Below are 24,180 nucleotides of genomic sequence, written 5' to 3'. Positions count from 1 at the left end.
GATAATAGAGTATAAATATGACATTTAAGTTTTTTATTACTGGCACTGACACTGGGATTGGAAAAACTTATGTAAGTGTAGCATTGCTACGGAAATTTAGTAATGAAGGTTTTTCTACTTTCGGAATGAAACCTGTTGCATCTGGCTGTCAACGGATAAATCATAAGCTTTATAACGAAGACGCACTTGCTATTCAAAAAGCTTCTTCAATTAAAAAAGCTTATGAATACGTTAATCCGTTTACTTTTGAACTACCTATTGCACCTCATGTTGCGTCTCAACTAAATAACCAATTTTTTTCAAAATATGAAGTAGTGAACATAATAAATAGAACATTTAAGGTAACAGCCGACGTATTTATTGTTGAAGGCATCGGAGGTTGGTTTGTTCCATTAAATGAAAAAGAATTAATGTCTGATGTGGTAAAATTGCTCAATATTCCCGTGATTTTAGTGGTGGGCATTCGATTAGGTTGTTTAAATCATGCACTTTTAACAGCGTCAGCGATTGCGCAAGATAGAATTCCGTTAGCTGGATGGATCGCTAATTGTTTACAACCTGATATGCCAGTACTTGCTGAAAATATTAAGACGTTAAAGGATTGGATAAAAGCTCCTTGTTGGGCAGTATTACCATACGGAGGAAAGGCGGAAAATTATTTCAGTAATGTCGTATCCCCGGAAAAAAATGCTCTTTGAGAACTATCTGATAATCGCAGTAATAAACACCCATGTTCATTAATTCCAGCACCTTTTCCATGAAACTCCTGCTGACCTGATTTTAATCGCACCGGTTTTTCAAATAAATAATCTCTTTTTTCCAAAATGTTAGAAAAGGGTTGAATCCTTCTTCTTCAAAAGAAGAAAGGATATCGATGAGTTGACTAATAAGAGCAGAGCAAAGCTGATTTCTATCTTGATAAATACCTGTCAATTTTTTAACTGAAGTGTAATGTTGATTAATCTCTTTATGATTGTCGGCCTCCATGTTTGTGTTAAGTCCGATACCAATAATAACAGAATATAATTCATGTGTTTTTACTTCAATCTCAACCAAGATCCCCGCGAGTTTTTTATCATCACAAATGATGTCATTCGGCCATTTTATTAAAATATCTTGAGGAGGTCGGCAGACAGTTTCAATTGCATTACAAACTGCTATTCCACAAACTAAACTTAAACCGGATAATGCGCTAATATTTTTGTTAAACGCATATTTTAACGACAAATAAATGTTCTGTCCAAAGGGAGAATGCCATCTCCGCTGAAAACGGCCTTTACCGTGAGTCTGCATTTCGGCAGTACAAATGTGTAATTTATTTGAATTTTTAACGCTTTTTAAATATTCACTAGTTGAATCTATTTGTTTAAATAGATCAATGTGAAAAGATTTTGTTTTAACGGCAGATTTAATTTTTTGTTCACTAAGCAAAATAATGGCTTCTGCAAAGGGTGACCTTTGCTTCCGAGAGATTGGATAGAAATTTGAAAATTTTTCAGTTTTTTGGTGCCCGTCCATAATGTTGTTTGACTGATATTTAATGGCTGCTTAATCGATGCCCAATTATGAGATTTACCGTTATTTAAAAGTTAATTCTGGTTAAATTGCTTTATGTTATGTCATGTAGCTTGAATAAGGCTAGTGTATCGCCTCAGAACGACAATAATAGCTCTACCAGGGAAGACGCTTTTTTAGTATAGTTTCTCCTATGATGCGACCACTTGCTCTTTATATTGGTTTGCGCTATACGCGAGCAAAACACTGCAATCACTTTATCTCCTTTATTTCGTTAGTTTCAATATTGGGGATTACCTTAGGGGTAGCGGTGTTAATTACTGTGTTGTCTATTATGAACGGATTTGACTATCAAATTCGTACGCAATTCTTTTCAATTGCGCCGTCGGTTACTGTTATGACAGGGAAAGATATTAGTAAAAGCTGGCCAAATTTGCAAAAAACCATAGATGCTAATCCACAGGTGGTTGCATCAGCTCCGTTTGTTACTGGGATGGGTATTTTAAGCAACGAAGGAGTTATTAGTGGTATAAATGTATTGGGTATTCTACCTTGCCAAGAGATGAAAGTTTCTCAGCTCGATAAAAAAATGACAGCGGGACGGTTAAATAGTTTAACTGAGGGGAGCTACAATATCGTTATTGGGCAGAAGTTGGCAGATCAATTAGGATTAGGTTTGGGAGATAAAATTAACCTTTTTACTCCTCAGACGACAACAACGCCCCTAGGCATTTTCCTGAATTTCATCGTTTTATAGTGAGTGGTATTTTTACAATGAAAAGTGGCTTTGATTTTGATGTTGATATCGCTTATATCAATATGAAAGATGGCATAAAGTTGTTTCCTCAGGGAACGAATGGGTTACATGTTAAAATAAAAAATATTTATCAAGCACCAGTGGCTTCGAGTGAGTTACAAAAATTACTGCCGAGTGGTTTTTTTGTCATAAATTGGACAGAACAATTTGGTTCGTTTTTCAATGCTATCGCGATGGAAAAAACGATTATGTTTGTTATTTTATTGTCAATCGTGGCAGTAGCTGTTTTTAATTTGGTTTCTATGTTAGTCATGGTTGTTAATGATAAACAGGCAGATATTGCTATTCTTCGTACGTTAGGAATGAGTCCACGAAGTATTATGTCGATTTTCATTATTCAGGGGGCTGTTATTGGTCTTATTGGGACGCTCATTGGTGTTATTTTTGGCGTAATTTTAGCATTAAACGCCACAGCTATTGTTAACAAGATTCAAGAAGTTTTCCATGTACAATTTATTAAAAGCTCGGTTTATTTTGTAAATTTTTTGCCTTCTCAATTGCAGTTGGCTGATGTAATTAATGTCGCTTTGATTGCCTTAGTATTGAGTTTAATTGCAACTATTTATCCTGCACTTATAGCTTTTCAGACAGAACCAGCGAAGGCACTGCGGTATGAATAATGGACCAGTGATTTTCTGTAAAAAATTGACTAAGATCTATATTGAAGGAAAATTGCGAGTTCCCGTTTTATACGATGTGAATTTTTCGTTGCTTCAAGGAGAGCGATTAGCTATTGTGGGGGCCTCTGGGACAGGAAAATCTACGTTTTTGCAACTATTGTGTGGTTTAGATAAGCCGACTTCCGGTAAAATTGAAGTGGCTGGAAAAGATATAACTCGTTTAAATGAGCATGAAAAAGGCTTATTACGTAATCAGTGCTTAGGATTCGTTTATCAGTTTCATCATCTGATACAAGAGTTTAATGCGTTGGAAAATGTGTCTATTCCACTGTTAGTGCGTGGTGGTATGAAGCTAAAACGAGTGAAAGAAAAGGCGTTATTCTACATTGAACAGGTGGGCTTGATCCATCGGCAAAAACACCGCGTGGGGGAATTATCAGGTGGTGAAAAACAACGCGTGGCTATTGCACGAGCATTGGTCACCGAGCCGCGTTGCGTGTTAGCTGATGAACCTACTGGAAACCTCGATCAAGATACCGCGGAAAATGTTGTTAATTTAATGTTGCACCTTAATAATTTGCTCAATATCAGTTTTGTTGTTGTTACGCATAATCGGCAACTTGCCGCAAAGATGGATCGAATTTTGTTGTTAGATAAAGGCCGATTTCATTTACAATCTAAAGGATGATAATTGAAATTGGTATTGTATTTTTCGAGAGACTCACTTGATTTACTCATTGAATTTAAAGAACTAATTCATTTCAGATGGCGCGGGTATTTTGACTTTGGTTTACGCAAGGCTAGGCAAACGCGGTGATTGGATGCCATCCTTCTTAGATGGTGAGATTTGTTTGTGATTTGTCTCACGAATTGATTAAGGTCTTCTGGACATATTAGGAGATTAAGAGAACATAACAAGGTCAATTATATGTTGCAATAAATCGAGGATGGGTGTCAAAAAATAAAAAATTGATGCAGAATGACATATTATACTTAGCGTTTGCGATCCAATGGAAAGATTACCAATGTCTTGCCAGTAAAAAGAGCATAAGCAGATGAATGTAGTTATTTTAGGTACTCAATGGGGAGACGAAGGCAAAGGGAAAATTGTTGATATGATCACGGAGCGAGCGGCGGCGGTAGTACGTTTTCAAGGCGGTCACAACGCCGGTCATACATTGATTCTTGATGGTAAAAAAACAGTATTGCGTTTAATTCCTTCTGGAATTTTAAGGGAAGGCGTGTTGTGTTTGATTGGTAATGGTGTAGTTTTATCACCACAAGCCTTGATGGAGGAAATTCAAGAGCTAGAAGCGAAAGGCGTTCCTGTAACAGATCGCCTGAGGGTTAGCTCGGCTTGCAATTTATTATTGCCCTATCATGTAGCGCTTGATAAGGCACATGAAACAGCTCTTGGAGATAAAGCGATTGGTACAACGGGGCGTGGCATTGGACCTGCTTATGAAGATAAAGTGGCGCGGCGCGGTATTCGTGCGATGGATTTGCTGCATCCAGAGAGTATGTTTGAAAAAATAAAAAAAGCGACGGCTTATCATAATTTTCAACTGGAGCATTATTATCATCAAAATCCACTAGATCCTCAAAAAATTTATGATCAATTAATGGCACTCCGTGAAAAAATGAAACCCATGATTGGGGATGTCTCAGCCATTTTAGGAAGTTTGCAACGACAGGGAAAAAATATTATTTTTGAAGGTGCGCAAGGTTCTTTGCTGGATATTGATTTAGGTACATATCCTTATGTCACCTCATCAAACACGACAGCAGGAGTTGCATCTACAGGAAGCGGGTTTGGTCCGCTTTATTTTGATAAAGTCGTCGGTATCACCAAAGCTTATGTGACACGTGTAGGTGCGGGTCCGTTTCCTACAGAATTAAAAGATGCTAACGGTGAAAAAATGTCAAAACGAGGAAATGAATTTGGTTCTGTAACAGGGCGTCCAAGGCGATGTGGTTGGTTTGATGCGTTAAGTATGCGTCGTTCTATTCAAATTAATAGCTTAACAGGGATTGCATTAACAAAGCTCGATGTCTTAGATGAATTCGAAATTATTCGTCTATGCACGGCTTATCGATGTAATGGTAAAATAATACGAGAGTCGCCTTTTGATCAGTCTTTACTGGGGATTTGTGAGCCGGAATATGAAGAAATGCCAGGTTGGAGAATTTCAACTCTCGGTTTAACAGATTATAACCAAATTCCACAAGCGGCACAGAACTATATTGCGCGTATTGAAGAATTAGTGGAAGTGCCAGTGACCATTATTTCTACTGGTCCTGATCGTAAGCACACTATTATTCTGAAAGATATTTTCTCTTCTAATCAGAATAATTTTTTAAAAAAGTAAGCATAATGATCAACCAGCAACGCAATAAATAAAAGCATGAGATACCAAATACTGTAACGAAAGGTCTGCATGGGTATTTTTTTGCTATCACTAATGAACAATCGCGTAGCCCAATAAATAAAACCAATATTGAGTAAACAAGCAATATTAAAATAAATCCATCCTGACATTTTAATCAAAAATGGCAATGAACTGATGACTGTTAATCCTAACGTATAAAATAAAATGTTCAATTTGGTATAAGGAATTCCGTGCGTATTAGGTAGCATAGGAATTTTTGCTTTCGCATAATCATCAACGCGATGAATGGCGAGCGCCCAAAAGTGAGGCGGTGTCCAAATAAAAATAATTAGTAGCAGAATGAAGCTGGGTAGATTAATGTGACCTCTAACTGCCACCCATCCGAGCAGAGGCGGTGTTGCGCCTGATAAGCCACCAATAACGATGTTTTGTGATGTAGCATGTTTTAAATAAAGTGTGTAAACACCAGCGTAGCCAATAAGCGTCAGGACGGTAAGTAATGCGGTTAGGATATTAATGAAACTTATCAAAATGATCATCGATGAAGTACATAAAAGAATCGCAAAAATAACCGCATTTCGTTGACTTATCTTACCTTGCGCAATAGGGCGAAGATTGGTTCGATGCATTAATTTGTCAAGATGACGATCTAGTAGATGATTGATTGCTGCTGCTGAGGAAGCAGCGAGAGAAATACCCAAATTGCCAAATAATAAGATGCGCCACGAAACAATTCCAGGGCTTGCCAGACACATACCAACGACAGTCGTCAATAACATTAATAAGACAATCCGAGGTTTACATAACTGCAAATAGTCTCGCCATATATGACTACTAAGAGGTACTATTTCATTACGTTTTTTCACTATATTATTTACTATTCCTTCTAAGCTTCTCCAAATATTTATCAATCCGGCGTCGTTTTAATATTGATAAATGATCAAGGAAAATAATACCATCTAAATGGTCTAATTCATGCTGAATACATTTTGCCATAAAGCCGTTAGCTTCAAATTCCATAGATTTGCCATGACGATCTTGTGCACGAACTTTAATTTTTGCTGCGCGCCTTATTTTTTTATAAATACCTCCACCGACGGACATGCACCCTTCTTCTTCGATATATTCGCCGTTGCGGTGAATGATTTTTGCATTAACTAAGCATAAAGGTTCATTTTTTTGATGAGAAAAATCAATGACAGTAATGTGTTTTGGGTTTTTGAAGTCTAGTTGCGTAGCTGCTAGGGCCGCACAATTCTCTGTGTTGTAGTGTGTTTCAAACATTTCGTCTATAATTTTTTGTAATTCATCGTTAAATTTTTTTACTGGTTCGGCGGCGGTTTTTAATCGTGGGTTGGGGTATTGTAAAATTTTGAGCATTGTCATTCCCTATGCTGAATGCCGAGGAGAGGACTTGAACCTCCATGGAGTTATTCTCCACAAGTATCTGAAACTTGCGTGTCTACCAATTCCACCACCCCGGCGTAGGCGTAAAACTCTATCTTTGCGCTTAACAAATGTCAAATCAGCCGATTTATCTGGTACACATTAAGTTATAAACTTAATTCGCTAATTATTTACAGACTTTTATCGGAATCCGTCGATTATTTGAATTGCTAGAACGATAAGCATTTGTTCATTGAGTGTCATAGTAACAAAGAGTTTAACAACTCATTTGTCAGTGTTTTACTACTTTCAGTGTATATTTTCTCGCTCTTTCCGGCTTGCATAACCAGTTTTGAGAGATCGATATGGCAAGAAGATGAATCAAGTGCTTCAATAGTTCAACTGCTGTAGAAAAATGATATTCGTATGAACAATTAGGAATGAGTTAATTTAATGACCAATCAATTTCTTGGTAGCCCGTTTCTCGTAATAATATGTTTGCCTTTGAAAAATGTCGGCAACCAAAAAAGCCTCGTTTAGCCGATAAAGGGGAGGGATGAGGCGCTTTAAGAATCCGGTGACGTGTGTTAGTGATTAATACAGCTTTTTGTTTAGCATAGGAACCCCATAGTAAGAATACAATTCTCTTCGGGTAATTATTTAAAATAGCGATTACTTGGTCGGTAAATAGATGCCAATTAATATTGGCGTGTGATTGCGGTTTTCCAGCTTCAACGGTCAAAGTAGCATTGAGAAGTAAGACACCTCTTTTTGCCCACTTTTCTAAACAACCATGAGATGGGATAGAAAAACCTAAATCATTGTGTAATTCTTTAAAAATATTTTGTAACGATGGTGGGATAGGGATACCAGGACGTACGGAGAAGGAAAGCCCATGTGCCTGATTAGGACCGTGATAAGGATCTTGTCCTAGAATGACTACTTTCACTGATTCGTAAGGTGTGAATTTTAGTGAATTAAAAATATCCCTTTGGGGCGGATAAATAACTTTTCCTGATTTACGTTCATTCTTAATATAACCGAGAATATCCTGAAAATAAGATTTTTGTTTTTCGTTGCCAAGCACTGTCTCCCAGGTAGTACCTTCTGTTATAGTTATCATCTGTCACTCAATTCACGATAGTTACTGCTTTTCCAAAGCCTAACTTTTTTAGCTTGCTTTGTAAATAATCGAATTCAATACATTGTAATGGACCGATTTGAACACGATAGAGTGGAAGATAATTGTGAATCCCTTTCAGTATTAAAACAGGACTTTTAACGTAATCGTGAAGTCGCATTTTTAAATTTTGAGCACGAGATAATTCATAAAATGCGCCTAGTTGCAAAAATAATTTTGGAGAGCGTGTTGGTGATACTTCTGCTAACATGATTGAGTGGTTTGATGTGTGGTGACAGAAAGTAATTGATTTAACGTCAACCAGGGTAGTGCCAGTGTCCGAATAATCGAGTTTTTTTGCAGCAGCGTAAGATAAATCAATGATCCGATTCGTGACAAAAGGACCTCGATCATTAATTTTAATAATAACTGATCTGCCATTTCTCAAATTAGTAACACGAACAAAACAAGGAATAGGCAAGATAGGGCTTGCACCTGTCATAGCGAGCATATTATAAGGTTCACGGATTGAAGTTAGCTGACCGTGAAATTTGGTGCCGTACCACGAAGCTATGCCCTGTTGTTCATAGCCACACACCGTTTTTAATACATAATAACGTTTCCCGTGGATCATATATGAAGAGGGGTTACCGTATTTGCTGAAAGACAATAGTTTTGGTTTTGCGTTTGGGATTTTATTCACGTTAACCCTAAAATTAGGCGGACCGTCTTTTATCTGAGAAGCGCAGCTCACAAACATGGACGACAGAAAAATAACAATGACAAGCCGGATCGTATGATAAAAATAGAAATGAAGATTTTTGAAACTTTTTCTCATAATAAGATCCACGTTTCCGTTTGTTATTTAGTTTGTACTATATTTTATTTATCATTATATTCATATTAATGTAATTATCGGTGTGCAAGGGGTTGAGTAGTTGTGGGTAATTCAGAAATTATTTATGGAATTCATGCAGTGAGAATTCTGCTGAATGTGTCTCCACAATCTGTTTTGAATTTATATATTCAGGTAAATCGGAAGGATCAACGACTGCAATCCTTAACCGAAAAAGCAGAAAAATTAGATATCTCCATTGTTTGTGTTTCTCACCATAAATTGGATGCTTTAGCAGGCAAAAAACATCAAGGTATTGTTGCAGAGTGCAGATATTTTGATAGTTTTAATGAAGAGTTGTTGACTGATATTTTAAAAAGACGAAAGTCGCCAGCACTGTTATTAATTCTTGATGGTGTGAAAGATCCTCATAATTTAGGGGCTTCTCTTCGAAGCGCAGATGCATTTGGTGCACAAATGGTAATAGCGCCTAAAGACCGGGCGGTGGGAATTACTCCTATTGTTCGTAAGGTCGCGTGTGGTGCAGCGCAAACGATACCATTTATTCATGTCACGAATTTATACCGGACGCTTTTAAATCTTCAGAAAGAGGGTATCTGGATTGTAGGGACAGCTACTGAAGCGGCGCTCTCCATTCAAGAGGTCGATTTGACAGGTGATATTGCTATTGTATTGGGTAGTGAAGGACAGGGTATGCGGCGCTTGACAATTGAGCGGTGTGATTTTTTGGCTAAAATTCCGTTAGAGGGAATTATTGAGAGTTTAAATGTATCGGTTGCCTGTGGGATTTGTTTATATGAAGCTAGGCGACAACGAAAAATGTGTTCTCCCTCTGTTTAATAGTGAAATTTTCTTAAATAGTACCTTTTAATTAAATTGAGACAACAGAGGGGAAGCAAAGTTTTTGCGTGAGATTTTATCATCAAAATTCAAGTAGTCATTTTCTAATTGAAACCTAAACGCCAACTACTCTAAATCAGGATCAAGATGAGAAAGAAAAATTCTCTGTCTGATAGGCAACAGAATGAAGTTTAATGTCATTTCTTTTCTCATTATGTAACTGACTTCAAAAACCTAAATACATTACTGTCATTGATTTTTCTCATCAAAAAATGAACCTTTATGCGAATATGTTTGTTGTCCGTTTTTAGTACTGACGCCTTTTAATAACCGCTTCCGCCAACTTATTAAGTACTATTTTCGTATCTTCCCAAGAAATACATGTATCAGTTATGCTTTGTCCATAGGTCAATGGTTTGTGTGTTTCCAATATCTGTTTACCTTCTAATAAGTTGCTTTCAATCATTACTCCAAATAAATAAAAGCTTCCTTGTCGTATTTGGTCACAGAGTGAATCAACTACTTCTATCTGTTTTTTATGATCTTTATTGCTGTTTCCGTGACTGCAATCGACCATTGCCCTTGGAGGTAAGTGAATAGCTTTTAACTTTGTGACCGTTTTTTCGATAGATTGAGAGTCGTAATTTGGACATTGAGTTGAACCGCGGAGAATCACATGACTGTTAGGATTTCCTTTGGTTGAGATGATAGCAGCGATCCCTTGCTTAGAAACGCCAAGAAAATGGTGCGGATGGCGAGCTGCTAAAACCGCGTCGACTGCAATTTGAATATTGCCTGTAGTCCCGTTTTTGAATCCGATAGGCATAGAAAGACCTGAGGCGAGTTCCCGATGGATCTGACTTTCGGTGGTGCGGGCACCAATGGCCGCCCAAGAGGTGAGGTCCGCAATATACTGAGGAATAATCGTATCTAGAAATTCACTGCCTGTCGGAACCCCAATTTGGTTGATTGCTAACAATAAACGTCTAGCGATCTTCAGCCCCTGATTGATGTTGAAATTACCATCCAGAGTTGGGTCGTTAATTAGCCCTTTCCAACCAATAGTAGTTCTGGGCTTTTCAAAATAAACGCGCATGACGATGCATAGTTCCTCGGTGTATTGGTCTATACAGGCTTTCAGTCGATAAGCATAGTCTATAGCAGCTTTTGGATCGTGAATCGAGCACGGGCCAACGACTACTAGCAATCGATCATCTTTCCCTTGAATAATTGCTTGTGCGAGGCTTCTGGTATTATAAATTAAATCAGCTACTTCATGGTTGAGTGGTAATTCTTCGATTAAAAGAATGGGTGGGATGAGAGGGCGTACGGCTTTTATTCTCAAATTATCTGTTGTTTGCATGTTTTTGAGCCTTTAAAGTCGAGTTAAATATTATGATGGATTTAGTTGGATGGAAACAGGTATGTTAGCGCTTTAAGCGTTAAATCAAAAAGAATAAAAGCGTGAGTGATAATTCTTATCGCATTATATAAATTTGTCGATACTGTGAGAATCTCAGTTGTACGATTATAGTTGTAGATCTCTCTCCATAGTTAGAAATTAAGGAGAAACTAACTATAATCTTGAACTCACTATCTTATTTTTAATTTTCTTGATAAAAAAACTTTCTTGATTAGCGGCACCAAGCGGTAGAATGTTCGTAATCAGTATTAGCATCAGTTTTTAAAATAAAAGGCGTTCAGAAGATGAATGCTCTTTTAGCTAATTCTCTACTTTTATTATTCCCTATCAATGTGATACATTGAATTTTCATCTCTATAGTTAGGATTGCTCAATGAGTATTTGGAAAATTACATTAGACACCAAAAAAGCGGCTGAACGCAGCAAAAACACAATAATTACCTATTTAGGTATAGAATTTATAGAGATTGGGTCTAATTATATTCGAGCACAAATGCCTGTAGACTATCGTACTTATCAACCTCTTGGTATTATGCATGGTGGCGCTTCTTGCGTATTAGCTGAAACAGTTGGTAGTGCCGCCGGTAATTTTTGTATTGATCCAAACAAATTCTATTGTGTGGGTTTAGATATCAACACCAACCATATTCGCTCTGTTCGCTCAGGTTATGTAATCGGTACAGCAAAGCCTTTTCATTTAGGAAGAAGTACGCAAGTATGGGGCATTGACATTATAGACGAGAAAGATCGTCTCATTTCAGTTTCTCGTTTAACTCTCGCTATACTAAAAAAACAAAAACTATAGGAGTCACAATGCGCAAACAAAAAACAGTGGGACTTACTGGTGTTGTGGCTGGTCAGTCTGCTATCTGCACCGTTGGTCAAAAAGATGTCGGGCTCCATTATCGCGGTTATTCGATCGAAGATCTGGCTGAAAATGCATGTTTTGAGGAAGTTGCCTATTTATTAATCTATGGTAAACTTCCCAATCAGCAAGAATTAAATGACTATCGTCACATTCTGGTCTATTTGCGATCATTACCGGAGCGGTTAAAAATTGTACTTGAACAAATTCCTGCTAATACACATCCAATGGATGTTTTGCGTAGCGGTTGTAGTATCCTCGGATGTTTAGAACCTGAAACAAATTCGCATAACGCCATTGAGATAGCAAACCGTTTAATCGCAACTTTCCCTGCGATGCTTCTTTATTGGTATTTTTTCCATAAAGAAGACAAGCGCATCGATACTACCTTAAAGACACCCAGTACTGCTGCCTATTTTCTGCGATTACTACATGATAAAGAACCTAATCCACAGAAGGCACGAATGCTTGATGTTTCGATGATCTTATATGCAGAACATGAATTCAATGCTTCCACATTTGCAGCTCGGGTAACGGGTGCAACCCTGTCGGATTTTTATTCCGCTATCTGTAGCGCTATTGGTACCCTTAGAGGCCCATTGCATGGTGGTGCTAACGAAGAATCTTACAAATTAATTCACCGTTTTTATAACTCCGACAACGCAGAACAAGGCCTTAAAGAAATGTTAGCGCGGAGAGAATTGATTATGGGATTTGGACATCGCGTCTATAAAGATTTCGATCCTCGCTCCAATATCATAAAAAAATGGTCGAAAAAATTAGCTCAGCATTCAAGAGAGAGTTATCTTTTTTCCATCTCTGAACGGATAGAAAAAGTCATGTGGAATGAAAAAAAATTATTTCCTAATCTTGATTTTTATAGCGCTTCTGCCTATGCATTTTGTAAAATTCCCATTCAAATGTTTACACCTTTATTTGCAATGTCTCGCATTTCAGGATGGACTGCCCATATATTAGAGCAACGTGCTGACAATAAATTAATTCGTCCGATTTCTGAATATATTGGCCCTGATTCAAGGAATTTTATTGCTATTGAAGAGAGATGATTACGAAAAGCTTCTCTAAATTTGATAAAGTTATTCGAGGTATTGCTGAATACTTTTTAAATTATAAAATTGATAGCGAATTAGCAGTTGAGATAGCTTGTTGTTGTTTCCTTGATCCTCGCGCTTTTATAACATTAGGTGATCGAAAAGATTAAAAGTATTTTCAGTAGTCGAAAAGAACCAGAAAATACCTGTTAATGAATTTCTTGAAGTGATCATGTCATTTATCATTCCGGCGGGATCTAGGATGAAATGCTAACATATACGTATAAATTTATAAGGAAATATCTTAGATAAATAATCAAACATTTTTAGGATGCAACACCAAAAAAGACTTTCGGACACAGTAGTTTATGAACACATCCAAATAGGATTTCTGTTGCAGTTTAATTATCTATTTCATTCGTCCATTGAGACAATGCCTCAACGATCTTTTATGCTTGTTCCTTCCTGGAAATATTGAACTTCGAGCGCTGTCTAAATTCACCGACCCGTTTTTGATATCGACGGATGGCATAACTGACGGGATTGTATTTTTGTTTTGTTCTATTCCATATCTGGATTTTAAAAAGGATAATAATCCAGGTGCCTTTAGACAAAATCACTTTATCAAACTCCTTAATGGTCTTAACACCATCTTCTACATATTCTACAGTCAAATCATCTATAGATTCTGCCACTATTTTTTCTTGATTTTGTTAGTCGGAGTTTAACGAAAACGGAAATTTATACAAGGGAATGCAATTAGTAGAGGAATATTTTTCTAAGTAAACAGCAACTTATTCTATTGCTATGTTTTTTAATGATCTTCCATTATTAAAACTACGTCTGCAAGGCTGTTTACGTATACTTCATATTAACAGCACAGTCCGCTGCGAAACAATGAACTAAATTACATCGATTTTCCATCATATAGAATATTAATTAAAAAATCGTCGTCCTTTCAGTTATGTATTAAGTCGTTATTCATGTTCAGATGCCAACATATAAATTCCTGGCGCATTGCGTAGATAACCTTTGTAATCCATGCCGTAACCGAATACATAGTGATTTTCAACTTTCAGACCACTAAAATCAGCGTGCTTATATCCATTTGGCACGCGGGCTTGGCATTTATCTACTAGGACAGCTGAATAGACAGTGTTCGCTCCTTGGTCTTGGCAATATTGAATAACGGCGCCTAATGTCACGCCACCATCGAGAATATCATCAACGACTACGACGGTTCGACCTCGCATATTACAGCTCGGTTTCATTTTCCACTCTAAATTTTTGCCTTTTATATCCCCGCTATAGCGGGTTGCATGTACATAATCTACTTCGAGAGGAAAATCTAGACGCGGCAATAAATTTCCCAATGGCACAATACCACCAACTACAACACATAAAAAAATTGGGTTACCAGATGCTAAAGTTTGGCTAATTTCTGTAGCCATTCTATCAAGTGCTGCTTCTACTTCTATTTTAGAATACAAGCATGTTGCTTTTTCAAATACTTCGCGAATATGTTCAGACAAGAGCATCATCGTTTCGTCCTTCGCTGTGGCTTGGTCCTCTGTGTGATCCCTTCGATTAACATATTATATATAATTATTGTCTCCTTTTGCTGATTGCAAAAGTATAGTTTCGGAGGGCAAATAAGACTTCTTTTGAATAATCGAAAGAAATCGTTTAATTTGTTTTCTGAGTACAGATTGGTAATGTCCATAGCTTATCTAAATAGTAATAATTGCACCAATCGATGATTGGAGAGTAAATCTGTTGTGAAATCGCTATACACGTCTGCCTTCTTAATCAATCAACAGCAATAAATCAATAATAGTTTGTTTTTTAATTCGGGTAATTAAGGAAGTTATAAAGAACTTTGTTTCGACTGAACAAGATAATACTAACCACAACAGGATATCAAAGTAATCCTTATTCTACCGAAAACAGTCTCTTTTCTTCAAGATCAATGATTGTAAAACCCAAATATTTACTCCTTTATTGGCTTTTTAAAGACACTTGGAAAATGATGCACATTATCTTTTTTTAGCGTGGGATATTTTATTTTTGCTGCTCCTTTTTTTTCCATTTCATCAATACGTAATATCCTATGAATAGGAATATAACTTCGTTTTACTCCATGAAATTCCGCCTTTAATTTCTCTTCTGATGGGTCAACTACTAATGAAGTAGATTCAGTAAATATGAATTCTTCAATTTCAATAAACCCCATCAAACTTTCTTCAGAGATATATTTTGCATAAATTTCGTAAGTCTTTTCTTCGTGAGAAAAAATGATTCGATAAATACGTTCTTTTTCTTGCATTACCACCTCAGAAACGTTGTATCTTTTTCAAATATTTAATTTTTTTCGCTGTAGATCCTTAACCAAAAGCGACATTTCTTTAAGGAAACTGACCAAAACATCGAATAACATTGTAATAATAATTAGCAAATTTAAAAAAGCTTGTGTACATCAATGACTTGGATTCCTGATAAATCCAAATCATAAAGTACTCAATAAGCACGGACGAAAATTTTATGATGATGTAAATTTTTCGAATACAATGAAAGGGAAAATAATAAAATATCCGATGAATTAGGCTAAATTTGCGACTCCCTGTTTCTCTATACCATTTACGCAGACACCGAATATGTCATTGTCTTGGGTAAAAGCTTTTAGAGAGTTCAGATAAGTATAGTGTAAAAATTGATCTAACAGATGATCAAAGCCAATTGACAATGTGTCCGTTCTCCACCCATTTCGTCTCTTCACTCTCTCCGAACAAGACGATAGTCCAGTTTTAAGGCATAACAGCCTCTTCGACTCGACTGAGAACCAAAATTTCAATATTGCTTCATGGTTCATAACGGCGCCTTTTATAACATACTTCTTAGGTTGGTGTCATTTGTGTCATTTTTTTATTTTATCGTGTTATGCATAAGTAATAACCATTTTCCGTCGTTCAATGAACGAAAACTCATCAGAAAGTCGGCAAAAAGTAGTAGATGAGTTCTTACTCCCTCTGTTATCTCCGTGAAGGCAATGGTGAGATACACAGAAAAAAGCACAACTTCTTCTGTTAGTCCTAATATTGTACTCTACGAAAGGGTCTCAATTGGTATACTAATGAAGTGACGATGCAATTTGCTTTGCTTTTGCCGAGTCAGAAAAGATGTTGTGTTCATTCATGTAGCAAAGACTGATAAATCTAGAACAGAAGGCTTGCTGTGTATGATAGTGATGAATTTAAACCATTCGGCAGTTTATGCTAGCTGAATACTCTTACTCCTAGCAATAAATCCAAAAGTAAAGCAAACTTACTTAAAACTATAATTTATTTTTAAGAAATTCAATAATCGATCGAACCAACTTTGGTCCTTCATAAATTAATCCCGTATATAGGGCAACCAGCTTCGCTCCTGCCGCCAACAAAGCCACTACATCTTCCCCTGAATGAATACCTCCAACAGCAATAATTGGAATCTTATCGCTTAAAAAAGTACGTAATTGGGCGACTATACGCAATGTCGTTGGAAAGAGTGGCTTACCACTCATTCCGCCTACTTCATCCGCGTGCGGCAATCCTTTAATACCTTCATGATTAGCAGTGGTATTTGTCGCAACAATACCTTCTATATGGTGCTTTAACGCTAAAAGGCCAATCATTTCTATCTCTACTTTCGTTAAATCCGGTGATATTTTTAAAAGCAACGGCACATGTTTTCGATAATGCTTCTCTAACCGTTTCTGTTCTTTTTTTAGGCTATTTAATAAGTTCCCGAGATTGTGTTCAGTCTGTAATTCTTGCAATCCTGGAGTGTTTGGAGAAGAAATATTGATAGTGGCATAGTCCACATATGGATAAACCTTTTTCAAACAATAGAGATAATCTTCGCTTGCTTTTTCTAAAGGTGTCGCTAGATTTTTTCCGATGTTGACACCAACTATTCCATTAATTTTACGTTTTTTAAGTTGTCGAACTAAGTAATCGACGCCTAAATTATTAAATCCTAATCGATTGATTAAGGCTTTTGCCTCTGGCAAACGAAATAAACGAGGCTTCGGATTTCCAGTCTGGAATTTTGGGGTTATCGCACCTACTTCTACAAAACCAAAACCAAGACCTAATAATGAATCAATATAATCTCCATTTTTATCTAAACCGGCGGCAAGCCCCACTGGATTAGGAAAACGAATACCAAATACCGACGTTGGTTGTTGAGGAAAAGACGCTAATCGTTGATTAATGATCCATGAACAAGAAACCAATTTAAAACATTTTAAAGCTAACGCATGAGCAATTTCAGGATCCATTTTGAATAAAAATGGGCGGAGATAATGATAAATCATACTACACATTCTTCAAGCTAGAGCCCGCACGTTCTATTATTTGCCTTTTTTATAATATTTTTGTATTGAGAGAGCAAATCTCTTTTAGTTATACACTTATCTTATTTTAGAGTAAATCATAATGTTAGACTAACGTTCCTGTAAAAATACGAATTGGTAATATAAAAGTAAGCGAAATTAAAGATATCATTTTTTTATGGTTATGATCATTGTTATCGTCCTGTTTGAATGGTTAAAATATAAATCTTTAAAGCAAGGTGATCATAATATGATTCATGGACCTGATTTCCAGCTTGATGACACTATTAATATGCTCCGTCAATCTATACGGCAATTTGCTAGCGAAGAAATTGCTCCTCGTGCTGCCAAAATTGATGCTACTAATCAATTCCCTCGAGATTTATGGCCTAAACTGGGTGCTCTAGGCATTCTTGGTATTACGGCAGATAAAAAATATGGTGGAATCAATATAGGTTATCTCGCTCACGTTATTGCCATGGAAGAAATCAGTCGTGCTTCTGGTTCATTAGGTTTAAGTTACGGAGCGCATTCCAATTTATGCGTTAACCAAATCAATCGCTTCGGTACAAAAGTACAAAAAGAACGCTATCTTCCAAAATTAATTAGCGGCGAATATGTTGGTGCATTGGCTATGAGTGAAGTAGAAGCAGGTTCCGATGTTGTTAATATGCAACTTTCTGCTAAAAAAGAAGGCGAAGTATTTGTGTTAAACGGCACTAAAATGTGGATCACGAATGGTCCAGAAGCGGATGTATTAATTGTTTACGCTAAAACTAATCTAGAAGCAAAAGCACATGGCATCAGTGCGTTTTTAATTGAAAAAGGTATGCCTGGTTATCGAACAGCACAAAAACTGGATAAATTGGGGATGCGAGGATCTGACACCTGCGCACTGGTTTTTAATAATTGCAGAGTACCTCAAGAAAATATATTAGGCGAAATTAATAAGGCTATTTCTATTTTGATGAGCGGGCTCGATTATGAACGTTTAGTATTGGGTGGAGGTCCACTAGGCTTGATGCAAGCTTGTCTTGATGTTATCTTACCGTACGTTCACAAACGTAAGCAGTTTAAAAAATCGATTTCTGAATTTCAGTTAATACAAGAAAAAATAGCTGATGTGTATACAGCGTTGAATGCTAGTCGCGCATATTTATACGCTATTGCAAAAAGCGCCGACGCGGGAAAAATGCATCAAAAAGACACTGCCAGCGCTTTTCTCTTTGCTGCTGAAAATGCGACCCAAGTAGCCTTAAAAGCTATTCAATGTCTTGGTGGCAATGGATATATTGCTGAGTTCCCCGTCGAGCGCTTTCTACGCGATGCCAAATTATATGAAATCGGTGCCGGTACATCGGAAATTCGGCGAATTATTATTGGACGTAAACTATTCAAAGACATTGGAGATAAACTTTATGAATGAAAGCCCAAGTTGTCATTATAAGTTCTGCCCGAACGCCTATAGGGTGTTAATGAAATTTCTTGCTAGTTCCTATAAACATATCGCTGGCAGTATGGAAAAATGTCTTATACACCTTATTTTATAATAGCGATTTAGTTACTTTTTAGAACATGACCGAATCTATGATCATATGATATTAGTATTTGCCAAAACATATGTTCTGAGCGATATCATTTCGTGCGAAGTGTGTGACTTTATGATTATTTCACTACTACGAGCAAAAAAGCCAACAAGGATAGAAATACTGATGCAATTGTTCCCATGATCATCAAATACCAAAAAGCTACCGTTATTATTCCGACGAAAATGCCATGAGAGTCAATCCGGAAAAATCTTGAATAAAACCCATATGACACATCCTGAAAAAAATAATTTAAAACGCGGTAACCTACTTATTATTGGCGGCAGCGAATCAACAGCGGTTGCTATGGAGACAATATAGATGCCGAAAATTGTTTCGAAAATAAAAATCAATAGCGAAGACTTTAAAAAAAATAAAGCGGCGATGGAGTTACAGATAAAAACATTGGAAGCTTTACTCGCTAAAATCAGAAAAGGAGGTCCGGAGCAATCATGCCAACGGCAACGTGAGCAGGGAAAATTACTAGTACGTGAACGTATCGAGCGACTGTTAGATTCGGGTGCAGCTTTTCTGGAATTGTCTTCTTTGGCAGGTTATAAACTCTATGAAGATGATAATGTACCAGCTGGCGGTATAGTGACTGGCATCGGACAAATTGCCGGACAGGAATGTATAATTATCGCTAATGACCCAACCGTCAAAGGGGGAACATACTACCCTATTACTGTTAAAAAACATCTGCGCGCACAAACAATTGCCGAAGAAAATGATTTACCTTGTATTTATTTAGTCGATTCCGGCGGGGCTTATCTTCCTAAACAAGATGAAGTATTTCCAGATAAGGATCATTTTGGTCATATTTTTTACAATCAAGCACGTCTTTCTTCCAAAAATATTCCTCAGATTGCGATCGTTATGGGGTCGTGTACTGCCGGAGGTGCTTACGTACCAGCGATGTCTGATGAAGTTATCATGGTACAAAAGCAGTCCACTGTTTTTTTAGGTGGTCCTCCTTTGGTTAAAGCGGCAGTCGGTGAAATTGTTACAGCAGAAGAATTAGGCGGTGCTGATATGCATTGCCGGTTGTCAGGTGTTTCCGATTATCTTGCGTATGACGATACACATGCTTTAAAAATAGCGCGCGAATGTATAAGCCACTTAAATCGAAAAAAAACAATTTCTTTGGTGACTTGCCCTATCGAAGAGCCTGCTTATGACCCTGAGGAAATTCTCGGAATTATTAACACAGATCTTCGTATACCTTATGATGTACACGAAATTATCGCTCGCCTAGTAGATGCTTCTCAGTTCGAAGAATTTAAACCCCTTTATGGAAGTACTTTAATTTGTGGCTTTGCACACATTTATGGTTATCCCATCGGGATCATCGCTAATAATGGTATTTTGTTTTCAGAATCCGCATTGAAAGGCGCTCATTTTATTGAATTGTGTAGTCAACGAAAAATTCCTCTCGTATTTTTACAAAATATCACTGGCTTTATGGTTGGAAAAAATACGAAACTAGTGGTATTGCAAAACATGGAGCCAAAATGGTTCATGCGGTGGCGTGTAGCGAAGTACCTAAATTCACTGTTATTATCGGAAACAGCTATGGCGCGGGAAATTACGCTATGTGCGGCCGTGGTTATCGTGCTCGATTTTTGTTTATATGGCCTAATGCGCGTATTGCCGTTATGGGTGGCGAACAGGCAGCCAACGTACTTGCTCAAGTGAAACATGACCAAATGGAGCGACGCAATGAGGTGTGGAATAAAAAAGAGGAAGAAAAATTTAAAGCGAATATTCGTGCTACTTATGAGGCTCAGTCAAATCCTTATTATTCCAGCGCCAGATTGTGGGATGATGGCGTCATTAACCCAGTGGATACACGACGTACTTTGAGCCTTTGTATTTCGGCAAGCTTAAATGCACCTATTTCTAAAACCCATTTTGGTGTATTTAGGATGTAAAGGTAAAAAAGTAGAGAGGGGAAGATGACAAAACCGTCATGCATTCGACAAAACGTTGAAAAAAATATTTGCGTCATCACTCTAAACCGTCCAAAAAAATGTAATGCTTTTAATGAAGTCGTTATTACTGAACTAAAAAGGGTTTTTAAAAAAATTGATACCGATGAAAACATTCAGGTAGTTATTATTAATGCTAAAGGTAAAAATTTTTCTGCTGGTGCTGATCTAAACTGGATGAAACGGATGGTTAAATTCTCTCGTGAAGAAAATGAAGCAGACGCATTGACATTAGGGAATCTTTTGCGACAGATCGACCAATTATCTAAACCTACTATTGCGCTACTTCATGGTTGTGTTATGGGCGGTGGAATTGGACTCATGGCTTGTTGCGATATCACCATTGCCACTACAGAGACACAATTTTGTTTTTCTGAAGTTAAGTTGGGATTAATTCCCGCAATAATTGCGCCCTATATTATCCGTTCAATTGGCTGTGGCCTTGCGCGACGTTACTTTTTAACAGCTGAATTATTCGCTGCAACAGAAGCAAAAAAAATAGGACTTTTGCATCAAGTTGTTAATGCTAATGAATTACAATCAACGGGTTATACCATTGCAGAATCCATTAAAAAAAATGGTCCCCAAGCTTTGTTGGCAACTAAACAGTTACTCAATAACCTCTGTCCCATTAATGAAAATATTATCTCAAAAACTGCCACCCTCTTAGCTTCCATACGTAACTCCAAAGAAGCCCGTGAAAGAATCGACAATTTTTTTAAAGGAAAGCGATAATGAAAAACTGATGACACCCTTTCTTTTTTATTCCAGACTGAACTGAATCGATTTTTTTCCCTGTCATTTCGAGGTTTAACTATATGCGGGACGGAAGAGGAAAAAGGATACACTGTGAACAGTAAACATAACATGTTTCACACATTGTTTGATGCGCTTAATTATTTAACTATATAAATTTCCAATTTTTTACAGAACGACAATATCCAAAAGCACCCCAAAGTTTATTTGGGTAAAATTTTTTATTTCTGACCTTAATTTTCGCCAAACGATAAAATATTTCTTTAGACTCACACAAAGGGTGAAGAATATGATAACACAATTTCTCATAAGGATGTTTGTTTCACTGCTTGATAAGATTATTATGTAACAGTGCGTCATTTTAGGAAAACAGGAGAAGAAAACCTCAAGTTTGTTTGAAAAGCAGATAATTTTTATTATCATAAAGGAAGGGCATTTTTATAAAGTTCGTGTGAGGAAATATAAAATGATTACCTGCTGCCGTCCGGGCGGGTGCTCATAGATGATTAATAAAACGGCCGGTTGGTGGCAATGACACTAATAACAAGGCTAAACACGCTGCCACACCTTTTATTTTTCCATTGTATCCCTATTTATTGTCGACAGGTTCAGTAGCGGTAGTTACAATAGACCTAATTAAATTCATTTTTAGAAGCTACCTCCTATGCTTGAGAAAAAGATGGGCTTTCTGATCAAATTAACTGATCAATTTTTGCAGCACAGATAAAGTCATTCTCTGACAACCCCTGAATGCTATGTGTGGTAAAATGTACACGGCAACAATTATAACTTATTTTAAGATCTGGATGATGATTTTCCTGATTCACAATCCACGCAATCGCATTAATAAAACTTATCGTTTGGTAAAAATTTTTAAATCGAAAAACTTTACTAATTTGTATGCCTGAGTCATCAAGTATCCAATCTGCTAATTGCTTCAATAAAGTTTCCGCCTCTTTTTTCGTTAACGGTAGTATTCCATCTTTGCAAGGTTTACAGCTTCTACCAAAGAGTTTCGTTGTCATTTTTCGATAATACCCCCGCCTAAACATTCATCGTCTATATAAAAAACCACGGATTGACCTGGTGTAATAGCCCATTGCGCTTGCTCAAATTCAACACGAAATCGACCTTCGCTAAGCACAGTCACCTTACAGGCCTGATCGGCTTGACGGTAACGTATTTTTGCCTTACAAGTCAATGGGAGAAGTGGATAGGTACCACTGATCCAATGCAATTTCGTGCAAATTAATTCGTGTGAATAGAGCAACGGATGGTCATGTCCTTGATCAACGATTAGCACATTGCGTTGAACATCTTTGTCAATAACATACCATGGTTTGTCGTTGGCATGAGCTTGACCGCCGATATGCAGGCCTTTCCGTTGAGCACGTGTATAAAACATTATGCCATCATGTTTGCCGACGATTTTCCCGTCTGGTGTTTCTATATTACCAGGTTGTGCAAGTAAAAATTCACTTAAAAATTCTTTAAATTTTCGTTTGCCGATAAAACAAATGCCGGTGCTGTCTTTTTTGGCGTGCGTGATAAGCGCTGCCTCTTTGGCAATGGTACGGATATCAGATTTTTGATATCTCCCCAAGGGAAAGAGGCTATTAGCTAATGGATATTGATTTAGCAGATACAAAAAATAGCTTTGATCTTTATTATTATCACAGCTTTTTAGTAAGTGGTAATGACCATTTTTCTCTTTAATGCGTGCATAGTGTCCTGTAGCGAGGTGGCCAGCACCAAGTTTTTTAGCATGCTTCAAAAGCAATTTAAACTTTATCTCTCGGTTACACCAGACATCTGGATTGGGGGTTCGTCCCGCATTGAACTCATCCAGACAGTGTTGAAAGACATTATCCCAATATTCTTTGCTGAAGTTCACTGTGTATAGTGGGATACCTATATGATCTGAGACCGCTTTAGCGTCGTTTAAGTCTTGTTCAGTTGTGCAAACAATGTCTTCTTTGTCAACTTCCCAATTTTGCATAAAAAGTCCGATAACTTCATAACCGGTTTTTGTTAGGATGAGCGCAGCTACAGATGAATCTACTCCGCCTGAAAGACCTACAGCAATAACTTGATTTTTTTCATATTTTATCATGAGATTAGTGTAACACTAGGAAATCGATAAGCGAAGTACTTAAAAGTGTCTCGAGTCAGAATATTTGCGTCTTACTTTGGAACGCGGTACATTAAGGCGTTTTTGAGGAGTAACGCTATGAGCCTTTTAAATTTGGTAGGTATTGGCACGGCTTATGCTGTACCAATGTTGGCCCAACAGTCTCATGGAGGAAGTTTTTGGTCGATATTATGGTTGCCACTGCTATTAATCTCGGTGTTTTATTTGTTGCTGATCCGACCACAGACTAAAAGGGCCAAAGAACTTCGGCAACTGCTAGAAGGTTTATTGCTTGGCGATGAAGTGGTAACCACAGGAGGTATTGTGGCGAGAGTAACGCGATTTAAAGATAGTTTTGTTGTTCTTGAAGTTTCTAAGGGCACTGAAATTATGGTTCAAAAAACTTCCATTATGTCTCTGCTACCCAAAGGGACAATCGAATTTACTTAAAAATTTCTGACTT

The 24,180-nt window shown here is 37.2% G+C and carries 23 protein-coding genes, 1 tRNA gene and 2 pseudogenes; 12 read left to right on the top strand and 14 right to left on the bottom strand.

What is annotated here, in order from left to right; all coding sequences use genetic code 11:
- The first annotated feature begins 17 nt into the window (after positions 1–17).
- Positions 18–698 carry a dethiobiotin synthase gene (gene bioD / locus LG660_RS01380; protein WP_258267584.1) on the top strand — a complete coding sequence of 227 codons (681 nt, stop codon included), beginning with the start codon at positions 18–20 and terminating at the stop codon, positions 696–698.
- Here the strand turns inward: bioD and LG660_RS01375 are convergent.
- A complete protein-coding gene (locus LG660_RS01375; RefSeq protein ID WP_258267702.1) occupies positions 656–790 on the bottom strand; it encodes a biotin protein ligase-related protein in 135 nt (44 codons plus the stop codon). The genes bioD and LG660_RS01375 overlap by 43 nt on opposite strands.
- Positions 781–1,518, bottom strand: a complete 738-nt coding sequence (locus tag LG660_RS01370; RefSeq protein WP_258267583.1) for a biotin--[acetyl-CoA-carboxylase] ligase — start codon at positions 1,516–1,518, stop codon at positions 781–783. Before LG660_RS01370 ends, LG660_RS01375 begins: the two co-directional genes overlap by 10 nt.
- A 190-nt stretch (positions 1,519–1,708) precedes the next feature.
- On the opposite strand from LG660_RS01370, the pseudogene LG660_RS01365 reads away from it, so the two are divergent.
- The 3 genes and pseudogenes from LG660_RS01365 (at position 1,709) to LG660_RS01355 (ending at position 5,321) form a co-directional block, all read left to right on the top strand.
- Positions 1,709–2,952 (top strand): annotated as a pseudogene (locus LG660_RS01365) (lipoprotein-releasing ABC transporter permease subunit).
- Positions 2,945–3,640, top strand: a complete 696-nt coding sequence (locus LG660_RS01360; protein ID WP_258267582.1) for an ABC transporter ATP-binding protein — start codon at positions 2,945–2,947, stop codon at positions 3,638–3,640. The pseudogene LG660_RS01365 and the gene LG660_RS01360 overlap by 8 nt, the downstream one beginning before the upstream one ends.
- A gap of 367 nt (positions 3,641–4,007) precedes the next feature.
- Positions 4,008–5,321 carry an adenylosuccinate synthase gene (locus LG660_RS01355; protein ID WP_258267581.1) on the top strand — a complete coding sequence of 438 codons (1,314 nt, stop codon included), beginning with the start codon at positions 4,008–4,010 and terminating at the stop codon, positions 5,319–5,321.
- Here LG660_RS01355 and cyoE read toward each other — a convergent pair.
- The 5 genes from cyoE to LG660_RS01330 all read right to left on the bottom strand — a co-directional run bounded on the left by cyoE (position 5,297) and on the right by LG660_RS01330 (position 8,551).
- Complete coding sequence (gene cyoE, locus LG660_RS01350) at positions 5,297–6,208, bottom strand: heme o synthase (RefSeq protein WP_258267580.1); 912 nt, start codon at positions 6,206–6,208, stop codon at positions 5,297–5,299. The genes LG660_RS01355 and cyoE overlap by 25 nt on opposite strands.
- Before the next feature lie 4 nt (positions 6,209–6,212).
- Positions 6,213–6,722 carry a peptide deformylase gene (gene def / locus LG660_RS01345; protein ID WP_258267701.1) on the bottom strand — a complete coding sequence of 170 codons (510 nt, stop codon included), beginning with the start codon at positions 6,720–6,722 and terminating at the stop codon, positions 6,213–6,215.
- Between the two features lie 19 nt (positions 6,723–6,741).
- Positions 6,742–6,826, bottom strand: a tRNA-Leu gene (locus LG660_RS01340).
- A gap of 347 nt (positions 6,827–7,173) precedes the next feature.
- Complete coding sequence (ung, locus tag LG660_RS01335) at positions 7,174–7,851, bottom strand: uracil-DNA glycosylase (protein ID WP_258267579.1); 678 nt, start codon at positions 7,849–7,851, stop codon at positions 7,174–7,176.
- 7 nt (positions 7,852–7,858) lie between these two features.
- A complete protein-coding gene (locus LG660_RS01330) occupies positions 7,859–8,551 on the bottom strand; it encodes a septal ring lytic transglycosylase RlpA family protein (protein WP_258267578.1) in 693 nt (230 codons plus the stop codon).
- Between the two features lie 237 nt (positions 8,552–8,788).
- On the opposite strand from LG660_RS01330, the gene rlmB reads away from it, so the two are divergent.
- Positions 8,789–9,544: a 23S rRNA (guanosine(2251)-2'-O)-methyltransferase RlmB gene (gene rlmB / locus LG660_RS01325; RefSeq protein WP_258267577.1), complete on the top strand. Its 756-nt coding sequence runs from the start codon at positions 8,789–8,791 to the stop codon at positions 9,542–9,544.
- Between the two features lie 307 nt (positions 9,545–9,851).
- On the opposite strand, the gene LG660_RS01320 is transcribed toward rlmB, so the two are convergent.
- Positions 9,852–10,907, bottom strand: coding sequence for a 3-deoxy-7-phosphoheptulonate synthase (locus tag LG660_RS01320; RefSeq protein WP_258267576.1), 1,056 nt, complete (start codon positions 10,905–10,907; stop codon positions 9,852–9,854).
- A gap of 433 nt (positions 10,908–11,340) precedes the next feature.
- Between LG660_RS01320 and LG660_RS01315 the strand changes: the two genes are divergently transcribed.
- The 3 genes from LG660_RS01315 to LG660_RS01305 are packed head-to-tail and all read left to right on the top strand — an operon-like array spanning position 11,341 to position 13,054.
- Entirely contained in the window at positions 11,341–11,772 is a 432-nt protein-coding gene (locus LG660_RS01315) for a hotdog fold thioesterase (protein WP_258267575.1), read from the top strand.
- Positions 11,773–11,780: 8 nt separating this feature from the next.
- Positions 11,781–12,899: a bifunctional 2-methylcitrate synthase/citrate synthase gene (gene prpC, locus LG660_RS01310; protein ID WP_258267574.1), complete on the top strand. Its 1,119-nt coding sequence runs from the start codon at positions 11,781–11,783 to the stop codon at positions 12,897–12,899.
- Entirely contained in the window at positions 12,896–13,054 is a 159-nt protein-coding gene (locus LG660_RS01305; RefSeq protein WP_258267573.1) for a hypothetical protein, read from the top strand. The genes prpC and LG660_RS01305 overlap by 4 nt, the downstream gene beginning before the upstream one ends.
- A 279-nt stretch (positions 13,055–13,333) precedes the next feature.
- On the opposite strand, the gene LG660_RS01300 is transcribed toward LG660_RS01305, so the two are convergent.
- From LG660_RS01300 to LG660_RS01285, 4 genes are all read right to left on the bottom strand, one after another.
- Complete coding sequence (locus tag LG660_RS01300; RefSeq protein WP_258267572.1) at positions 13,334–13,579, bottom strand: hypothetical protein; 246 nt, start codon at positions 13,577–13,579, stop codon at positions 13,334–13,336.
- A 282-nt stretch (positions 13,580–13,861) separates the two neighbouring features.
- A complete protein-coding gene (locus tag LG660_RS01295; protein WP_258267700.1) occupies positions 13,862–14,422 on the bottom strand; it encodes a hypoxanthine-guanine phosphoribosyltransferase in 561 nt (186 codons plus the stop codon).
- Positions 14,423–14,874: 452 nt separating this feature from the next.
- Complete coding sequence (locus LG660_RS01290) at positions 14,875–15,210, bottom strand: DUF1820 family protein (protein WP_258267571.1); 336 nt, start codon at positions 15,208–15,210, stop codon at positions 14,875–14,877.
- Positions 15,211–16,215: 1,005 nt separating this feature from the next.
- On the bottom strand, positions 16,216–17,238 hold the full coding sequence (locus tag LG660_RS01285; RefSeq protein WP_258267570.1) for a quinone-dependent dihydroorotate dehydrogenase: 1,023 nt from the start codon (positions 17,236–17,238) through the stop codon (positions 16,216–16,218).
- A gap of 268 nt (positions 17,239–17,506) precedes the next feature.
- Between LG660_RS01285 and LG660_RS01280 the strand changes: the two genes are divergently transcribed.
- From LG660_RS01280 to LG660_RS01270, 3 genes and pseudogenes are all read left to right on the top strand, one after another.
- Positions 17,507–18,682, top strand: coding sequence for an isovaleryl-CoA dehydrogenase (locus LG660_RS01280; RefSeq protein ID WP_258267699.1), 1,176 nt, complete (start codon positions 17,507–17,509; stop codon positions 18,680–18,682).
- A 481-nt stretch (positions 18,683–19,163) separates the two neighbouring features.
- A pseudogene (locus tag LG660_RS01275) lies at positions 19,164–20,773 on the top strand (carboxyl transferase domain-containing protein).
- 24 nt (positions 20,774–20,797) lie between these two features.
- Positions 20,798–21,565, top strand: coding sequence for an enoyl-CoA hydratase-related protein (locus tag LG660_RS01270; protein ID WP_258267569.1), 768 nt, complete (start codon positions 20,798–20,800; stop codon positions 21,563–21,565).
- Positions 21,566–22,278: 713 nt separating this feature from the next.
- On the opposite strand, the gene LG660_RS01265 is transcribed toward LG660_RS01270, so the two are convergent.
- Complete coding sequence (locus tag LG660_RS01265; protein WP_258267568.1) at positions 22,279–22,611, bottom strand: 4a-hydroxytetrahydrobiopterin dehydratase; 333 nt, start codon at positions 22,609–22,611, stop codon at positions 22,279–22,281.
- Positions 22,608–23,699: a tRNA 2-thiouridine(34) synthase MnmA gene (mnmA, locus tag LG660_RS01260; RefSeq protein ID WP_258267567.1), complete on the bottom strand. Its 1,092-nt coding sequence runs from the start codon at positions 23,697–23,699 to the stop codon at positions 22,608–22,610. The genes LG660_RS01265 and mnmA overlap by 4 nt, the downstream gene beginning before the upstream one ends.
- Before the next feature lie 117 nt (positions 23,700–23,816).
- Here mnmA and yajC point away from each other — a divergent pair, with 117 nt between their 5' ends.
- Positions 23,817–24,167 (top strand): preprotein translocase subunit YajC, encoded by a 351-nt coding sequence (yajC, locus tag LG660_RS01255; protein WP_258267566.1) that lies wholly within the window; start codon positions 23,817–23,819, stop codon positions 24,165–24,167.
- Positions 24,168–24,180 lie beyond the last annotated feature (13 nt).

This window comes from Coxiella-like endosymbiont, assembly GCF_024730665.1.
Lineage (GTDB): Bacteria > Pseudomonadota > Gammaproteobacteria > Coxiellales > Coxiellaceae > Coxiella.
Note: the sequence above shows the minus strand (reverse complement) of the source record. Positions and strands in the feature narration are given on the sequence as shown.

Bases quoted from the DNA above. Each gene is read 5' to 3' on its own strand.
- LG660_RS01270 (WP_258267569.1), top strand. From the start codon at position 20,798: ATGACAAAACCGTCATGCATTCGACAAAACGTTGAAAAAAATATTTGC.
- LG660_RS01315 (WP_258267575.1), top strand. From the start codon at position 11,341: ATGAGTATTTGGAAAATTACATTAGACACCAAAAAAGCGGCTGAACGC.
- LG660_RS01295 (WP_258267700.1), bottom strand. From the start codon at position 14,422: ATGCTCTTGTCTGAACATATTCGCGAAGTATTTGAAAAAGCAACATGC.
- LG660_RS01290 (WP_258267571.1), bottom strand. From the start codon at position 15,210: ATGCAAGAAAAAGAACGTATTTATCGAATCATTTTTTCTCACGAAGAA.
- prpC (WP_258267574.1), top strand. From the start codon at position 11,781: ATGCGCAAACAAAAAACAGTGGGACTTACTGGTGTTGTGGCTGGTCAG.
- LG660_RS01285 (WP_258267570.1), bottom strand. From the start codon at position 17,238: ATGATTTATCATTATCTCCGCCCATTTTTATTCAAAATGGATCCTGAA.
- yajC (WP_258267566.1), top strand. From the start codon at position 23,817: ATGAGCCTTTTAAATTTGGTAGGTATTGGCACGGCTTATGCTGTACCA.
- LG660_RS01370 (WP_258267583.1), bottom strand. From the start codon at position 1,518: ATGGACGGGCACCAAAAAACTGAAAAATTTTCAAATTTCTATCCAATC.
- LG660_RS01265 (WP_258267568.1), bottom strand. From the start codon at position 22,611: ATGACAACGAAACTCTTTGGTAGAAGCTGTAAACCTTGCAAAGATGGA.
- LG660_RS01305 (WP_258267573.1), top strand. From the start codon at position 12,896: ATGATTACGAAAAGCTTCTCTAAATTTGATAAAGTTATTCGAGGTATT.
- mnmA (WP_258267567.1), bottom strand. From the start codon at position 23,699: ATGATAAAATATGAAAAAAATCAAGTTATTGCTGTAGGTCTTTCAGGC.
- ung (WP_258267579.1), bottom strand. From the start codon at position 7,851: ATGATAACTATAACAGAAGGTACTACCTGGGAGACAGTGCTTGGCAAC.
- def (WP_258267701.1), bottom strand. From the start codon at position 6,722: ATGCTCAAAATTTTACAATACCCCAACCCACGATTAAAAACCGCCGCC.
- LG660_RS01280 (WP_258267699.1), top strand. From the start codon at position 17,507: ATGATTCATGGACCTGATTTCCAGCTTGATGACACTATTAATATGCTC.
- bioD (WP_258267584.1), top strand. From the start codon at position 18: ATGACATTTAAGTTTTTTATTACTGGCACTGACACTGGGATTGGAAAA.
- LG660_RS01355 (WP_258267581.1), top strand. From the start codon at position 4,008: ATGAATGTAGTTATTTTAGGTACTCAATGGGGAGACGAAGGCAAAGGG.
- LG660_RS01320 (WP_258267576.1), bottom strand. From the start codon at position 10,907: ATGCAAACAACAGATAATTTGAGAATAAAAGCCGTACGCCCTCTCATC.
- LG660_RS01360 (WP_258267582.1), top strand. From the start codon at position 2,945: ATGAATAATGGACCAGTGATTTTCTGTAAAAAATTGACTAAGATCTAT.